The following is a 15,141-nucleotide window of genomic DNA, read 5'->3' as shown; positions in this document are numbered from 1 at the left end:
CCGGTACGTATCGAGGAAAGGAACCCCACATGACCGCAGTGCGCGGAACGGCCGTGGACATCCCCACCCAGGACGGCATCGCCGATGCCTATCTGGCCCATCCCGACGACACCGACCGCCACCCGGCCGTTCTGCTGTACATGGACGCGTTCGGCCTCCGGCCCCATCTGCGGGGGATGGCCGACCGTCTGGCCGCGGCCGGTTACACCGTGCTGGTGCCCAACGTGTTCTACCGCCACGGGCGCGCTCCCGTGGTGGACCTGCCCGGCTTCCTCGACCCGGCGGCGCGTCCGGAGATCTTCGAGCACATCGCCCCGATCGCGCGGGAGCTCACTCCCGAGCGCGCCATGCGCGACGCCGGCACCTATCTCGACTGGCTGGCCGCCTGCCCGCAGGCCACCGACGGGCCCGTGGGCCTCACCGGCTACTGCTTGGGCGCCGGGCTGGCCCTGCGGACCGCCGGAGCGCATCCCGACCGCGTCGCCGCGGCGGCCGGTTTCCACGGTGCCCACTTGGCCACGGAGGCACCGGACAGCCCGCACACGGTGGCCGAACGGATCACCGCCGAGCTGTACTTCGGACACGCGGACCAGGATCACGCCCTTCCCCCCGAGCAGATCGAGCGCCTGGACAAGGCCCTCACCGAGGCCGGTGTCCGCCACCGCACCGAGGTCTACACGGGCGCTCAGCACGGCTACACCCAGGCCGACACCTCCGCCTACGACGCCGAGGCCGCCGAACGCCACTGGGAGGCCCTGCTCGACCTCTTCGGCCGCACTCTCTGACCCTAGAGCTGCCGGAGGTGGTCCCGCAGGGTACGGGCCACCTGCGCCATCAGGGCCTCGGCACCGGGCTGGGTACTGGCGGGCACCAGTGACTCGGTGAGGACGGCGACGGCGAACGTCTGACCGTCGGAGTGCTCGACGATCCCGATCTCATGGCGGAGGTTGAGGAGCGTGCCGGTCTTGGAGGACCAGGTGGTGGCGTCGGAGCTGAAGTCCGGGGCGAGTCGGTGCCGCAGCACGTTGTGCGCCATGAGGTCGCGTACGCGCAAGCCGACGTCGGGGTGGATTTTCGACGGTGTCCACAGGGCTTGGAGCAGTTCCACCCAGGCGCGGGCGCTGCCGGTGTTGGCGCGGGTGGTGTCGAGTTGCGGCACCCGATGGCCGCGGCCGCTGGTGCCGGCGTCGATGGCGAGGGCGTGGGCGAGATGCACCTGTGCGGCATCGAAGCGCTCCACCGGGGTGTCGCTCAGTTCGTGCGTACGGTGCCGGACGGTGATGCCACGCAGTCCGAGCTCGTGGAGGATCTCGGCCACCTGGGCGGGCGGGGTGAGGTCGAACAGCGCGTCGGCCGCCGTTCCGTCGCTCACACAGGTGCTCAGATAGAGCAGATCGTCGACCGCGATCCGGACGGGGTGGCGGAACCGGCTCAGCCCGGTGGGGCCGGGCGTGGTGATCCGCCCGGGCGGCACATCGAGCATCGTGGCTCCGTCGAGCTCGCCACGCCTGATGCGCTCCACCGTGGCCACCGCGAGCGGGACCTTGACCAGGGAGGCGGAGGGCAGCTGGGTGTCCGGGTCGATCCCCACCTCGTCCCCCGTGTGGAGATCCCGTACGAGCAGACAGCCGTGCAGGCCGCCGTCGCGCAACTGCCCGCGCAGATCGCTCAGCAGCGCCTCGGTGCTCATGCCTCGGCTCCTTCCGCGGCGCCCGCTTCCGCGGCGCCCGCCCGTGTGCGCGCCGCCTCGGCACCCGCGCCGAGGCAGCGGGCGATGGCGCCGCCCAGGCGCCCTTCGAGGTGCTGGGGATTGCCGTCCGCGGCGGCGGCGAGGGCGAACCCCCGGCCGAGCGCGATCTCACCGATGGGCCGCCACTTCAGGGCGAGTTCTTCCGCCTGCGCGGGAGAGCACAGCAACAGGTCGCGGGTGCAGAGGACTTCGGCGGCGGCGGTCGTCAGATCGGTGGCGGCCACGAGCTGCGCGGGCCGCAGACCGACCGCGTCGCGCAGCCGGGTCAGCGGGTCGCGGATGTGCGGCACATCGTCCTCCGGCTGGATCCATATCCGGCGGGCCGGGCCCCGAGCGACCCGGCCGACCCGCAGCGTCTCGAGATAGACCCGCCGCACACCGGGGTCCCGCACTCCGGCGAGCCCGAGCGGCACCGACCACCTGGCCTCGTCCGCGGGCACCGCGAGCAAGGCGGCCCGCACTTGCTGTGCGTGGATGAGCTCCAGGCGCTGTGCGGGCGCCGCCACGCGGAGATCGAGCGTGACCCCGTGCCCTCGCGCCTCGGCGACGAGGTGGGCGAGCCCGGCCGTGGAGCAGATGCCGGGCACCGCGAGCCGCCACGGCTTGCGCTTGGCCGCCTCCGCCTCGTGCAGCAGCACATCGGCCGCCTGTACGAGCTGTCTGGCCACCGGCAGCATCTCCCGCCCGAACGGGGTGAGGACGGCCCGCCGCGAGGTGCGCTCGAAGAGCTGCTCCCCGAAGCGCTCCTCCAGCGCGGCCACGCGACGGCTGGCCACCGACTGGGACATCCGGGCGGCGGCCGCCCCGACCGTGAAACTTCCCCGCTCGCTCACGCTGACGAACGCCCGGCACACTCCCACCAGATCCACCCCCGCACTCTATGCCGGATCAGCATGAAGAAGCGCACGAGCGTATTGGACCGCATGGCCGCCGACGGCGAAAGTGATCACCACGCCATGACCGGGCCCCGGAAGAGGGGCCCGGTCGTTCCACCCCGTGTGCGCCCCGCGTGACGGGGACCCAACCGGAGGTTCGGACCATGCGATTCATGCGATTCACCCGTGCCCGGCACACCGCTGTCAGCACGCTCGCCACGCTCGCGCTCCTCGTCCCGCTGACGGCCTGCGGCCAGGACGACTCCCCGGACGCGTCGGGGCCGTCGAACTCCTCGTCCACCTCCGCCGAGAGGGCGAGTACGACGCGTCCGGGCGCGGACGCGAAGGCGTTCACCGGCGAGTTCAAGAAGCTGGAGCGCTCCTACGACGCCCACCTGGGGGTCTACGCGATCGACACCGGCACCGGACACGAGGTGGCGTACCGCGACGGCGAACGGTTCGCCTTCGCCTCCACGTTCAAGGCGCTGGCCGCCGGTGCCGTGCTGCGGAAGGACAAGCTGAGCGGGCTGGACCGGGTGATCCGGTACTCCAAGGACGATCTGGTCGAGAACTCCCCCGTGACCGAGAAGCACGTGGACACCGGGATGAGCCTGGGCGCGCTGTGTGACGCGGCCGTCCGCTACAGCGACAACACCGCGGCCAATCTGCTCTTCGACGAACTCGGCGGGCCCAAGGGTCTCGACACCATCCTCGAGAAGTTGGGCGACGACGTCATCCAAATGGAGCGCCCTGAACCGGGGTTGAGCCAATGGGTGCCGGGCGAGACGCATGACACCAGCACCCCGCGGGCGATGGCCAAGGACCTGCGCGCGTTCGTCCTCGGCGACGTCCTCGACAAGGGAGAGCGCGCGCAGCTCACGAAGTGGCTGCGGACCAACACCACCGGGGACGAGCTCATCAGGGCCGGAATGCCCAAGGGCTGGGAGGTCGGCGACAAGACCGGAAGCGGCACCTACTACGGCGCCCGCAACGACATCGCCGTGGTGTGGCGGCCCGACGCCGCTCCCCTCGTCGTGGCGATCATGTCGTACCGCGGTGACAAGGACACCCCGTTCGACAACAAGCTGATCGCGGACGCGGCGTCCGTGGTGGCCGACACGATCTCGTAACACCCGTCGGCCGGGCCCTCAGCCGCGCAGGAAATACAGGACGGTCATGGTCACGGCGGTGGTCAGAATGACGCCCCGCAGCAGCCACGCGGGCAGACGGCGGGCGATCCGCGCTCCGGCCACGCCACCGGCCACCGCCCCGACCACCATGGCGGCGAGCAGACGCGGTGCGCTCAGCGCGTCCGAGGCGATGAGGAACAGCCCGGTCGCGCTGAGGTAGATGGCCGTGATCTGGGCGACCCGCATCGGGTTGCCGGTCGAGGTGTCGAGACCGAGGCCGATGCTCCACACGGCCAGCATCATGATGCCTACGGCACCGCCGAAGTACCCGCCGTACACGGCGAGGAGGAACTGCCCGAGCAGGACGGCCCGGGGGCTCATGCCGACCGCATGGCCCCTCGCCTCGCTCACCGCGCGGGAGACGCGGCGCCCGAAGGCGAGAACCACCGTGGCGAAGGCGAGCAGCCAGGGCACCGCGGCGTCGAACGACACCGCGGGCAGCGCCAGCAGCAGACCTGCGCCGAGCCCGCCACCGATCACACTGACCGCCGTCAGGGCCCGCGTGGACGTGTCCCCGACCGGGGCGAGATCGCGCCGGTACACCCACGCGCTCGCCACGCTCCCGGGGACGAGGGCCACGGTCGAGGACGCGTTCGCCGTCACGGGGGACAGACCGGCCGCCACCAGGGCGGGGAGCGCCACGAACGTGCCCCCGCCCCCGATGGCGTTCAACGCCCCGGCGGCCACACCCGCCAGCAGAACAAGCACTGTCTCGGACACCCGCCGAGCATCGCCCCATGGCCCGTGGGCCCACAATGCGTGATCCGCGTAGCCGGCCCAAGGCTGTGCCATAGGCTCATCAGGGTGCGGTATGACCTGGACGACCTGCGGCTCTTCCTCCACATCGTGGCGGAGGGCTCGATCACGGCGGGCGCTCGCCGGATGCATCTGAGCCTCCCGTCGGCCAGTGCGCGGGTGCGCTCGCTCGAGCATCACGCGGGCGTGGACCTGCTGATCCGCGGACGGCGGGGCGTGCGCCCCACTCCGGCGGGGACGGCGCTGGCCCGCCACGCGCGGGACGTGCTCGACCGGACGGCGCGTCTGGAAAGCGCCGTGGCAAGCTACGCCCGGCCGCCGACCGCCCCGCTGACCCTGCTGGGCGGCGGCTCCGCGATGCACCGCCTGGTGCCACGGGCCCTGGTCTCGTTCCTCCGCGCACACCCGGACGTCGACGTCGAGGTGTCCGAGAGCCGCACCCCACGGACCGTGCGGATGCTCGCCGACGGCGAGGCGGACCTGGGCGTCGTCCTCGACCACGAGGCCCGCGACTGCGGTCTCACCATGGAACCCCTCGGCGACGACTCCCTGGTGGTGATCGGCCAGTGCGGCGGGATCCTCGCGGGGCGTACCGAGGTGACCTACAGCGAGGTGGCCGAGCATCCGCTCGTGGGGCTCGACGCCGGTTCCTCGCTGCGCCGTTCGATCGAGAAGAACCTCGGCCCGCACGCTCCCGCGGTGCGCTACCGCACCACCGTCGCCCACCTCAACACCCTGGTCTCCCTCGCGGCCGCCGGTGTCGGCCTCGCCGTCGTGCCACGCCGTGCCATCGCCCCATACCATCCGCTCGACGTGTGCGACCTCCGTGATCCGTGGGCGCGCCGCCACCATCTGCTGGCCTGGGGCGCGAAGGCCCGGGCCTCGTCCACCTCCGCCACCGCGGCACTCGCCGAACATCTGCGCCGCGCGGCCATGTCCGAGCCGGACGGGGGCGATGGCCTTCCGGCCTAGGACCTGTTGAATGGACGACGGCCCAAGAGTGGCGCCGGTCGTATGACGATTCGACGACATGCCGGGTCGGCGGCGTTAGCCCTGGTCGGCGTTGAGTGAGGCGGTGTGCTCCCGCACCTGCCGCGGTGTCATGTAGGCGTCGGTCTGTTCGAAGTGCCGCAGCGACGGCTGTTCCTCAGCGAGGAACCCGATCCGTACGAAGTCGTCGCCCGCAGCCGCGTTCAGTATCCAGTTCGTCAACGCCCGCGCCTTGGCGACATTGGTGCGCATCGCCCCCACGTGGTAGCCCCGGGCCACCGCCTGCGCGGGCATCCCACGCAGCTCGACGCCCACCGGCTTGGCGACCGCGTCCCTGCCGCCCAGGTCGACCACCAGACCGAGGTCCCTGTGCCGGTAGGACCGAAGCGGCTCGCCGCGGAGCGCGGCGATGACGTTGTCCGCCACTGTCTTGGCCTGCCGGTGGGCGTGCTGCGCGGTGGGCGGGCAGACTGCGCCGTCGCCCCTCGCCAGGTCGGGTACGGCGGCGCCGTCGCCCAGCGCGAAGACGCCGTCGAAGCCAGGCAGCGTCATCTGCGCGGTGGCGGCGAGCCGTCCATGTACCGTCTCGGCCCCCAGCGTTCCCACCAGCGGACTGGCGACCACTCCCGCGGTCCAGATCAAGGTCCGGGAGGGGACGACCCGGCCGTCGGTGAAGGTGACCTGGTCCGGCCTCGCCTCGGCGACGGACACACCGAGCGAGATCTCCACCCCGCGCCTCTGGAGCACCTCCATCGCGCTGCGGCCGAGCTTGTCACCCAGCTCGGGCATGAGCTTCGGCGCAATGTCAATCAGGTGCCACCTGATCAGGCGTGGATCGAGCCGTGGGTAGCGCCGCACCGCGTGGGTGGTGAGCCGTTGCAGGCAGGCCGCCGTCTCAGTGCCCGCGTAGCCGCCTCCGACGACAACGAACTGTAGTCGGGAGATCTTCTCCTGCTCGTCGACAGCGGCATCGGCCAGGTCGAGCTGGGCGATGACGTGGTCCCTCAGGTACGCGGCCTCGGCGAGCGTTTTCATGCCGCGCCCGTGTTCCTTCAGGCCGGGGATGTCGAAGGTGCGGGTCACGCTGCCGGGCGCGAGCACGATGTAGTCGTAGCGCTCGTTCGTCAGTTCCCCGGTGATCCGGCGGACGACGCAGACCTTCGCCCGGGCGTCCACGCCGATGGCAAGGCCCGGGATAATCCTGGTGCGGTACCTTCCGCGGCGCAGCGAGAGCGCCACCGACTGCGGAGTGAGTACGCCCGCCGCGACCTGTGGCAGCAGCGGCAGATACAGCTGGTAGGAGACCGGCGTGACGAGCGCGATGTCCGCGTCGCCGGGGGCCAGCCGACGCTCCAGACGGCCTACGCAGGCGACGCCCGCGAAGCCTGCGCCCACGACGAGAATCCTGAGGCGCGCCACGGTGTCCCTCCCTTCTCGGGAGCTGCGTTCGCAGGATGCCGACTCATCGCGGCCGGCTTTACAAGGCTCCGGCATTCGGTTCCTACCACCCATCCTCGTGGCTCACCGCAAGATGCGCGCGCCGGCGTGAGGAGACTCGGGCCCCAGCGACAGCTCCGGGAAGGGAACCGGGACTGGTCACACCTCTGCCATGAGCCCGGACGGCAGCCATGGAATTCCGGAGCTTCCTGGCGGGCCTGGTGACCGCCCGTCCTCCGGGTGCGGCGCACCGCAGATCACGAGTTCGGATGGCTACTCTGGATCCGCGAGCTGGAGGAGGTTGCGTCTGCGTGGGTGACGGGCATGCGCCGGGGCCGTCTGGGCGGGAGGACGTGCTCGGAGCCGACTGGGAGCGCCATCGGCCCGCGGTCGAGAGTGCCCGTTTCCGCCGGGAGACCTATGTCGGGCCGTGGCTGCCGGAACCGCTGCTGACGGGGCCGGAGGCATCGGAACCGGTCCTTGTCGACGAGTCCGTCAGTTCCGCGATGCTCCTGATCATGGAGGAGCTGAGCCCGCCGGAGCGGATGGCCTCCGTCCTGCACGAGGTCTTCGGCCGTGAGTTCGGCCGGATCGCCGAGGTGCTGGATGGCGGCAAGGCTGCCGCGGCGCGCAAGCTGATCCATGGTGGTGAGAGCGTCGCCGAGGTGATGGTGCGTGCGGGCCGCCAGTGGCGTCCGGACCGCATCGACCTCGTCGAGGTCGGCGGCGAGCTCGCCCTGGTGTTCCACCGGGAGGACCGTGTCTACTCCGTGGACACGCCGCAGATCACAGACGGTCTGATAACCGCGTACCGCAGGGTCATCAACCCGGACCAGCTTTCTCACGCCTGAGCTGCGCGCTCGTGCGCCCTCCCCCAGTAAGGACCTTTATGCAAGCCATCACTGTTCGAGACCGTGACGCCGGTCTCGCCGGGCTGTCCCTGACGGACATGCCCTACCCCCACGCGGCCGAGAACGACGTCATCGTGCGGGTGCACACCGCGGGCTTCACCCCCGGAGAGCTGGACTGGCCAGGCACCTGGATCGATCGCGCCGGCCGCGACCGGACGCCGAGCGTGCCCGGGCACGAGCTGTCGGGTGTCGTCGAAGAGCTGGGGTTCGGCACCACCGGCCTGAGCGTCGGCCAGCGGGTGTTCGGCCTGGCCGACTGGGCCCGCAACGGCTCGCTCGCCGAGTACACCGCGGTGGAGGCCCGCAACCTCGCCCCGCTGCCTGCGGACATCGACCACACCGTGGCCGCCGCGCTGCCGATCTCCGGGCTGACCGCCTGGCAGGGCCTGTTCGACCACGGCCGCCTCACCACAGGCCAGACCGTCCTGATCCACGGTGCCGCGGGCGGCGTCGGCTCGATCGCGGTGCAGCTGGCCCGCGAGGCCGGCGCCCGCGTCATCGGCACCGGCCGGTCCGCCGACCGGGACACCGCGCTCGCACTGGGCGTCGACACCTTCCTGGACCTGCGGACTGAGAAGCTGGAGGACGTCGGCGAGGTCGACGTCGTGTTCGACGTGATCGGCGGCGACATCCTCGACCGCTCGGCCGCCCTGGTCCGGGCCGGTGGCACGTTGGTCACCATCGTCATGCCGCCCAAGGTCCAGCCCAAGGACGGGCGGGCCATCTTCTTCGTCGTCGAACCCGACCGCGCCCGGCTCACCGACCTCGCCACGCGAGTGAGGGACGGCCGGCTCAAGCCCGTCGTCGGCGCCGTACGGCCACTCACCGAAGCACCCGCCGCGTTCGCCCCCGCCACCCGCACCCCGGGCAAGACGATCATCCGCGTCGCGGAAGACTGAACAGGAGACCCATCGTGACCGGAATGCGGATCGCCGCTGGCCTCCTGGCCCTCGCCACGCTGACCGCGGCCACGGCCTGCACCGCCTCGGACCAGCCCGCCCACGCCAAGACGCCCACCGCGGCCGTGACATCGAAGCACCCCACCGAAACCCTCAAGCCCCTGCTCCAGCAGGCCCTCCCGAATGTGAAGGGCAAGACGTTCACCTCGATGGTCGTCGACTTCCCGCCCAACGCACGCGCGCTGCCGCACCGGCACGGCCAGGCGTTCGTCTACGCCTACGTCCTCGAAGGCACCGTGCGCAGCAAGCTCGCCGGCACGCCCGTGCGCACCTACCGCCAGGGCGAGAACTGGGTCGAGCGGCCGGGCGCCCACCACGTCCTCACCGAGAACACCAACCGGACCAAGCCGGCCAAGCTCCTGGTGGTCTACGTCTCCAACACCGGAGCCAAGCTCAAGGTCGACGACCCGAGGTCGTAGCCCGTCCGCGCCTCCCGCCGCCCTCCGCCTGACCGAGGCGGTCACGCGTGTGCCGGACGGGCACGTCAGCGACGAAGACCACAACGACGTCGCGGCCGTACTCACCTCAGGCCAGGTCTCGGCGGTCGTCTGGCCGGCAACGGTGATGAACGCTTCAACCGCGTCGACGTTCTGGCCATGATCGCAGCACAGGCACACGTCTCCCCGATGATCACAGAGTGTCGCAACTCCGTGATCGCGGAACGTGTGCCTGCCCTGTCTACCGCGACCAGTCCAGGGCGCCCCCGCGAGCCGGGCTCGTCCAGCACCAGCCGGTGCAGCTTCGCCCACACCCGAGCCTTTGACCACCTGGCCGGGCGGCTACTGTCCCGATGACCGCGCGTCGTATTCGTGCTGCGCTGACAGGACCTCGTCGCTGTGCTCGACCGTCCACTCGTGCAGGCGTGTGAAAGGGCCGCGGAACGACTCGCCGAGGGGTGTGAGGGAGTACTCCACGCCGAGCGGGGAGGTCTCGAGGACCCGGCGCCGGATCATGCCGTTGCGTTCGAGTCTCCGCAGTGTCTGGGTCAGTACCCGCTGTGTGACGCCCTCCAGCTGTCGCTTGATCTCGTTGAACCGCGTCGGTTGCTCCAGGACCGCCATGACCATCATCGACCACTTGTCGGAGATCTGATCGAGGATGGGTCGGCTCGGGCACTCGGCACTGAACCGCGGAGTGCCGCGGGGCGGCAGGGGCGAGGGGCTGGTATCCATCATGATCCTTGGTTGTCGGAAAGTGCGTTATTGACCGCTCACGGTGCAGAGCCCAGGGTTGGTATGCATTGCAAACCTACTAGCCCACCGCAAACCTTGGAACGCTCATGAACCTGGACCGGTACACGACACTCGGCGTCGCCATCGATGCCGGAGTCGCGCGGATCGCCCTGGACAACCCCCCTGTCAACGTGCTCAGCGGAACCCTGATCCGTGAGCTGCACGACGCCCTCGGGACGCTGCGGGATGACCGCTCGGTCCGCGTCATCGTGTTCTCCAGTGCCAACCCCGAGTTCTTCATCGCCCACGTCGACATCCACATCCTCGACGAGATGGACGAGCTGCGGGAGATCGCGGAACGCAACCCGGACGCCAACCTCTTCCAGGGGGTCGGCGAGCTGCTACGCCACCAGCCGCAGGTGACGATCGTCAAACTGGCGGGCAAGGCCCGAGCCGGAGGCGCCGAGTTCATCGCGGCGGCCGACATGACCTTCGCCGCGCGGGAAACCGCGGGCATCGGCCAGAGCGAGGTGCTGATGGGCATCGTGCCCGGCGGCGGAGGCACGCAGTACCTGCGCGAGCGGGTCGGGCGCAACCGGGCGCTGGAACTCCTGCTCACCGGTGATCTGGTGGATGCGGACACCGCGGCCGCCTATGGGTGGATCAACCGTGCGGTACCCGCGGCCGAGCTGGACGCGTTCGTCGACGGGGTGGCGGAGAAGATCTCCGCGCTTTCCCCGGAGCTCATCGCCGCCGCGAAGCAGTTGGTCCCTCCGGCGGACCTGACCGACGGCCTGCGAGCGGAAAACAAGGCATGGGCCGAGCTGGTGAGCGGGGATCTGCCGGCACGGCTCATGACAGGGGCTCTGGAGCACGGTGTGCAGACCCCTGCGGGCGAGCGCGATCTGGAATCGGTCATGCGCAGCCTCGCTGCCGGCCTGTAGAGCGAGAGTCACGGGCCGGAAAGGCCGCGGACGGGATCTGGCCGTTCGCGAGGTGGCGATCTCGCGGCCAAGAAACCGAACCACGACGCGGTACGTGGACCCCGCCGTGGTGACGTGCGCGATCCCCGGCCAGTGCCGTGGATCGCGCCACACCCAAGAGGAGAGATGAACCAATGAGGGCAGCCTTCTACGACACGCCCGGTCCCGCCAAGAGCGTGCTGCGGGTGCTCGACGTCGAGCACCCCGAGCCCGGCCCCGGCCAGGTCCGCGTCCGCATCGCACTCTCCGCGATCAACCCGGGCGACATGTTCATGCGGCTGAACTCCACTCCGCAGCACTTCCAGCGCGTCGGCGAGCGCACCGGCCGCATCCCGCACCAGGACGGTACAGGCACGATCGACGCGGTCGGCGCGGGCGTCGACCCGAGCCGGGTCGGCGAACGCGTGTGGATCTGGATGGCCGGCACAGGCCATCCGTGGGGGACCGCAGCGGAGTGGACCGTAGTACCGTCCGAGCAGGCCGTTGCGCTGCCGGACGGGATCTCCGACGAACTCGGCGCCTGCCTCGGCATCCCGGCGATGACCGCGCACTGGTGCCTGCACGCCGACGGCTCGCCCCGCGACCGCACCGTACTCGTCGCAGCCGGTGCGGGCGCCGTCGGGCACTACGCGATCGAACTCGGCCGGATCGCGGGCGCACGGATCGTGACGACGGTCAGCGGTCCGGAAAAGGCCGCGTTGGCCAGGGCCGCGGGCGCAGACCTCGTCGTGAACTACCGCGACGCCGACGCCGCCCAGCAGATCCTCGACGACGTGGCGGTCGCACACGAGGCCGTCGAGAACCGCCTCATCGGGAAGGCTGTACTTGACCTGCGCTGATCCTGGCTCGCCGGATGCCGTCGCCGGCACCGCCGCTACGCGCGCAAGGCGGAGCGCTTCCTGGCCTTCACCAGCATCGCTCGCACCCTCATCTGCTACCGCCGGCTCGCCAGGAGATGACCCCTAAGCGCGTCGGATCACCAGTACGGCCACGTCGTCGAGGTGATCCACCGCGACCGCGGCGTCGAGAACTCGGTCTGCCGTCGCCTCGACGTCGAGGCGGTCGTGGAGGGCCTGGCCGGCCAGCGTTCCCACTCGTTCCAGCCCGGCTTCCAGGGTCAGCCCCGGCCCTTCGACGACGCCGTCGGTGACCAGGACCAGCGCAGTGTTCTTTTCCAGCGTGAAGGTCTCCTCGGGGTAGTCGGTCTCGGGCACGACTCCCAGTACCGGCCCGCCGGAAAGTGTGCGGATGTCGTGGCTGCCGTCGTCGCGTGCCAAGAGCAGCGGCACGTGGCCCGCGCTGGTGCCGATGACCTGTCCGTCGCGCGGATCGATGTGCAGCATGGTGCAGCTGGCGAAGCGTGGTGCGTCCATTGTGACGAGCAGCTCGTTGGTGCGTGTCAGCGCGGCTCCCGGCCCCGGTTCGTGGGTGGTGATCGCGCGCATGGACGAGCGCACCTGTCCCATGAAAGCTGCGGCGTCCACGTCGTGCCCTTGGGCGTCGCCGATCTCCAGTGCGACCGCGTCGTCGGGCAAGAGGAACGCGTCGTACCAGTCTCCGCCGATATCGAGCCCGTGTCGGCTGGGCTGGTAGCGGGCGGCGATCTTCAGGCCCGGGAGGTGCTCGGGCAGTGTGGGGAGCATGCTTTGTTGGAGCGCTGTTGACAGGTCGATGTGGGCTTGTTGCAACCGGATGCGCCTCAGTGCCTGGCCTGCCAGCTCGGCCAGAGTGGTCATGAAGGCGAGCTGCTCCGGGGACGGGGGGTGCTCGCTGTCATACGTCACCGCCCAGGCCCCCAGTGGCCGGTCGCCCACCGGACTGAGGGGGGTGATCGACATGGCGAGGTCGGGGCCGGAGCGCCGGAGGGGCAGACTGTCTTCGTGCGGCCAACGACGGGCGAGCTCCTCCTGGTTGGGGATGAACTGTGGCTGGCCGGTGCGGATCGCACTGGGCAGTGGGCGGTCCTCATCCAACGACAGGCCGTGCAGGGCGTCGGCCTGCCACGTGGGGATCTGGGCATCCGAGGAAACCCGCAGGCGCCCGTAGTCGACGAGCGCGAAGAGGGCGCCGGTACCGCCGAAGGCTGCGGCCAGCCGGGTCAGGACAACCTGTTGCAGTTCCTGCTCGGTGGCGGCGGTGAACAGAGCGGAGGAGAATGCGGCGATCTCCTCGGTGCGCTGCCGCTCAGCGCTCACGGCGGCCAGCATTTCCTCTCGGTGCGCCTCCATCTGGGTGTCGTCGCGGATCACCCCGAAGACCCTTTCGGGACCGGCATACCCCAATGTGACCCTGCGAGTCTGGCTGGTCAGTACGCGCCAGCCACCGTGTTCGGTAAAGAACCGCGCCCTGATCCAGGGGGACTGGGCGGCGTCCGAGTGGACCAGCCGCCGCAAGCCCTTGCGGTCATCAGGGTGGGCTTGCCGGATCACCGTGGACAGGGACACGGACGCTTGCGGGAAAAGCGCGGCCAGAGCAGGCGCGCCGCCCATCCACTCCACCTGGTGCTCATGGGGAGAACACATGCACAGGCCGAGGCCGGCGGACCTGGCCGCAAGCTGGAACGGGATCAGCAAACCGCCCAGGTCGTGCTTCGCGTCCAACGAATGCACCCACACAAACTGCTCGCCGTCCGCGGGATCCCTCACTGGCCGCGCCTCGACAAGGCAAACCACTGATGCTGGGCCTGTCCCGGGGAACTCCAGCACACGCATCGCAAGCCGCTTCGTCGTGGCCCCGTGCGTCAGCAGGTTTTCAGCCGCGAGGCGCTGATTGTCGGGCAAGAGATCGCTGAAGGCGCGACCTACGCACTGTTCCCGCGGCCTGCCCAGCGCCGTGGCCATCGCGGCGTTGAGGCGGCGGATGGTGCCATCCAGGGCCAAGAGAGCCGACGGGGTAGCCCTCTCAAGGAGTTCGTCCGATGCGTCCATCTGCCGCTCCCCGGGAATCGTCGAGCGAGACAACGTCAACCAGCGCGGCGGCCGATGCTGATCGGCCGGTATCTACCGCGGAGCAGGTGCTGTTCGGCAAAAGTTCCGCCTTACGGCGCGCGGCGCAACGACGCGGTACCGGTGGCGGTGGACTACGTGCGCTGTCCGGTCTGCAGAGATTCGGCAGCCGTGAGCAGGGAAGCCCCCAGCAACACGATGTCTTTCACCAGGAACTGGCCGGCGAGAGAGAGCTTTGGTTCTCCGCGCTTCTCCTGCCATGCCTCGGGCGTTGTGGCCAGGAAACTGAGGGTCGTGGCGAAAATCCCAGCAGCCGCCAGGCTTCCTAGCGCCGAGGCTCTCGGCGCGAACGGTCTCGCCGCAATCAGTGATCCCGCAACCATCTCTGTTACACCGATGACCCTGGCCAGTTTTTGTTCGCCGAGTTCGGTGAGGAGTCGCGAGAATACAGGGCTCGCGGTGACCAAGGGCCGAATGTTCTCGACCTCATAATTTTCGAACTTGAGCCGCCCAATCGACAGGAGATTGAGCGCCAGTCCATAGCGGATCGTCGAGAATCCTGCACTCTGAAGGCCCTTACCGACCGTGGAAGGCATTCTCATACGGGTGTCCCTTCACATGTGCACCGCAGAACTCCCTACATCTGCCCAGCGTACGCCAGGTGCCACCTACTGGCACGCCGGCCTCGGGGCCTTTTCCACATTTCTTATTAAGAGGACGTCTTATCTGGTGAGGCTCCGTACTCAGTCGACGCCCTCGCGCGATTACTTCACTTTTATTGCCCGCGGAGCGCAGGTTCTCGCCAGGCCACGCCGACCCGGGCGGGGCGGCGGCAGTCGATGACGTCTGCCGCGTCCAGGCGGCGCAGCCGGCCCTCCACCCCGAGGGCCGCCGGAAGGCGCAGGCCCACGCCCCATCCACCGGAGGCGAGCAGCCGGTCCCAGGGGCCGACCCCGGCGGCCAGGACGTCGAGCAGGATCTCGCCCGGCCCGGGTGACTGGGCCCGGGCAGCCGTAGCGACTGGACCGGACCGGACATCTCGGCGACCCCACAGGCCCGCATCCGTGCATCACCCGGCTCCGACTGCGGCATGACGCCTCCGGGGAGAATGGACTCCCCCCGAATGTGCACTGCCGTACTGACGCGGCGTCGGTCGCCACGCGCATCAGCGGC

Annotated in this window: 15 protein-coding genes and 1 pseudogene; 8 read left to right on the top strand and 8 right to left on the bottom strand. The window is 70.0% G+C overall.

The window, feature by feature from the left end; translation table 11 throughout:
- Nucleotides 1-29 precede the first annotated feature (29 nt).
- Complete coding sequence (locus tag ACZ6TD_RS41655) at nt 30-785, top strand: dienelactone hydrolase family protein (protein WP_471346550.1); 756 nt, start codon at nt 30-32, stop codon at nt 783-785.
- Between the two features lie 2 nt (nt 786-787).
- Here the strand turns inward: ACZ6TD_RS41655 and ACZ6TD_RS41650 are convergent, their stop codons facing one another.
- Complete coding sequence (locus tag ACZ6TD_RS41650) at nt 788-1,690, bottom strand: serine hydrolase (protein WP_471346548.1); 903 nt, start codon at nt 1,688-1,690, stop codon at nt 788-790.
- Complete coding sequence (locus ACZ6TD_RS41645) at nt 1,687-2,619, bottom strand: LysR family transcriptional regulator (protein ID WP_471346546.1); 933 nt, start codon at nt 2,617-2,619, stop codon at nt 1,687-1,689. Before ACZ6TD_RS41645 ends, ACZ6TD_RS41650 begins: the two co-directional genes overlap by 4 nt.
- Before the next feature lie 179 nt (nt 2,620-2,798).
- On the opposite strand from ACZ6TD_RS41645, the gene bla reads away from it, so the two are divergent.
- The gene (gene bla, locus ACZ6TD_RS41640; protein WP_471346545.1) at nt 2,799-3,755 is read left to right on the top strand and encodes a class A beta-lactamase; all 957 of its coding nucleotides are present in this window, start codon (nt 2,799-2,801) and stop codon (nt 3,753-3,755) included.
- Nucleotides 3,756-3,773: 18 nt separating this feature from the next.
- Here bla and ACZ6TD_RS41635 read toward each other — a convergent pair whose 3' ends face one another.
- Nucleotides 3,774-4,535: a sulfite exporter TauE/SafE family protein gene (locus ACZ6TD_RS41635; RefSeq protein WP_471346543.1), complete on the bottom strand. Its 762-nt coding sequence runs from the start codon at nt 4,533-4,535 to the stop codon at nt 3,774-3,776.
- An 84-nt stretch (nt 4,536-4,619) separates the two neighbouring features.
- Between ACZ6TD_RS41635 and ACZ6TD_RS41630 the strand changes: the two genes are divergently transcribed.
- Nucleotides 4,620-5,543, top strand: a complete 924-nt coding sequence (locus tag ACZ6TD_RS41630) for a LysR family transcriptional regulator (protein WP_471346541.1) — start codon at nt 4,620-4,622, stop codon at nt 5,541-5,543.
- Between the two features lie 75 nt (nt 5,544-5,618).
- Here the strand turns inward: ACZ6TD_RS41630 and ACZ6TD_RS41625 are convergent, their stop codons facing one another.
- Nucleotides 5,619-6,980, bottom strand: coding sequence for an NAD(P)/FAD-dependent oxidoreductase (locus ACZ6TD_RS41625; protein ID WP_471346540.1), 1,362 nt, complete (start codon nt 6,978-6,980; stop codon nt 5,619-5,621).
- Nucleotides 6,981-7,309: 329 nt separating this feature from the next.
- On the opposite strand from ACZ6TD_RS41625, the gene ACZ6TD_RS41620 reads away from it, so the two are divergent.
- The 3 genes from ACZ6TD_RS41620 to ACZ6TD_RS41610 are packed head-to-tail and all read left to right on the top strand — an operon-like array spanning nt 7,310 to nt 9,287.
- Nucleotides 7,310-7,849, top strand: coding sequence for a sigma-70 family RNA polymerase sigma factor family protein (locus ACZ6TD_RS41620; protein ID WP_471346537.1), 540 nt, complete (start codon nt 7,310-7,312; stop codon nt 7,847-7,849).
- 38 nt (nt 7,850-7,887) lie between these two features.
- Entirely contained in the window at nt 7,888-8,808 is a 921-nt protein-coding gene (locus tag ACZ6TD_RS41615; RefSeq protein WP_471346536.1) for an NADP-dependent oxidoreductase, read from the top strand.
- A gap of 23 nt (nt 8,809-8,831) precedes the next feature.
- Nucleotides 8,832-9,287, top strand: a complete 456-nt coding sequence (locus ACZ6TD_RS41610) for a cupin domain-containing protein (protein WP_471358512.1) — start codon at nt 8,832-8,834, stop codon at nt 9,285-9,287.
- 262 nt (nt 9,288-9,549) lie between these two features.
- Here the strand turns inward: ACZ6TD_RS41610 and ACZ6TD_RS41605 are convergent.
- Together ACZ6TD_RS41605 and ACZ6TD_RS41600 are read right to left on the bottom strand one after the other, a co-directional pair.
- Nucleotides 9,550-9,646 (bottom strand): annotated as a pseudogene (locus ACZ6TD_RS41605) (IS5/IS1182 family transposase); the annotation flags it as partial.
- A gap of 1 nt (nt 9,647) precedes the next feature.
- Nucleotides 9,648-10,040 (bottom strand): winged helix-turn-helix transcriptional regulator, encoded by a 393-nt coding sequence (locus tag ACZ6TD_RS41600; protein ID WP_471358509.1) that lies wholly within the window; start codon nt 10,038-10,040, stop codon nt 9,648-9,650.
- 107 nt (nt 10,041-10,147) lie between these two features.
- Here ACZ6TD_RS41600 and ACZ6TD_RS41595 point away from each other — a divergent pair, with 107 nt between their 5' ends.
- On the top strand, nt 10,148-10,984 hold the full coding sequence (locus ACZ6TD_RS41595; RefSeq protein ID WP_471346535.1) for an enoyl-CoA hydratase/isomerase family protein: 837 nt from the start codon (nt 10,148-10,150) through the stop codon (nt 10,982-10,984).
- A gap of 173 nt (nt 10,985-11,157) precedes the next feature.
- Nucleotides 11,158-11,862 (top strand): alcohol dehydrogenase catalytic domain-containing protein, encoded by a 705-nt coding sequence (locus tag ACZ6TD_RS41590; protein ID WP_471346533.1) that lies wholly within the window; start codon nt 11,158-11,160, stop codon nt 11,860-11,862.
- A gap of 123 nt (nt 11,863-11,985) precedes the next feature.
- On the opposite strand, the gene ACZ6TD_RS41585 is transcribed toward ACZ6TD_RS41590, so the two are convergent.
- Nucleotides 11,986-13,950 carry a SpoIIE family protein phosphatase gene (locus tag ACZ6TD_RS41585; protein ID WP_471346531.1) on the bottom strand — a complete coding sequence of 655 codons (1,965 nt, stop codon included), beginning with the start codon at nt 13,948-13,950 and terminating at the stop codon, nt 11,986-11,988.
- Between the two features lie 152 nt (nt 13,951-14,102).
- On the bottom strand, nt 14,103-14,564 hold the full coding sequence (locus ACZ6TD_RS41580; RefSeq protein ID WP_471346529.1) for a DUF417 family protein: 462 nt from the start codon (nt 14,562-14,564) through the stop codon (nt 14,103-14,105).
- Nucleotides 14,565-15,141 lie beyond the last annotated feature (577 nt).

The sequence above is a fragment of the Streptomyces yongxingensis genome (assembly GCF_055597465.1).
This window is presented reverse-complemented; position numbering and strand designations above follow the sequence as displayed.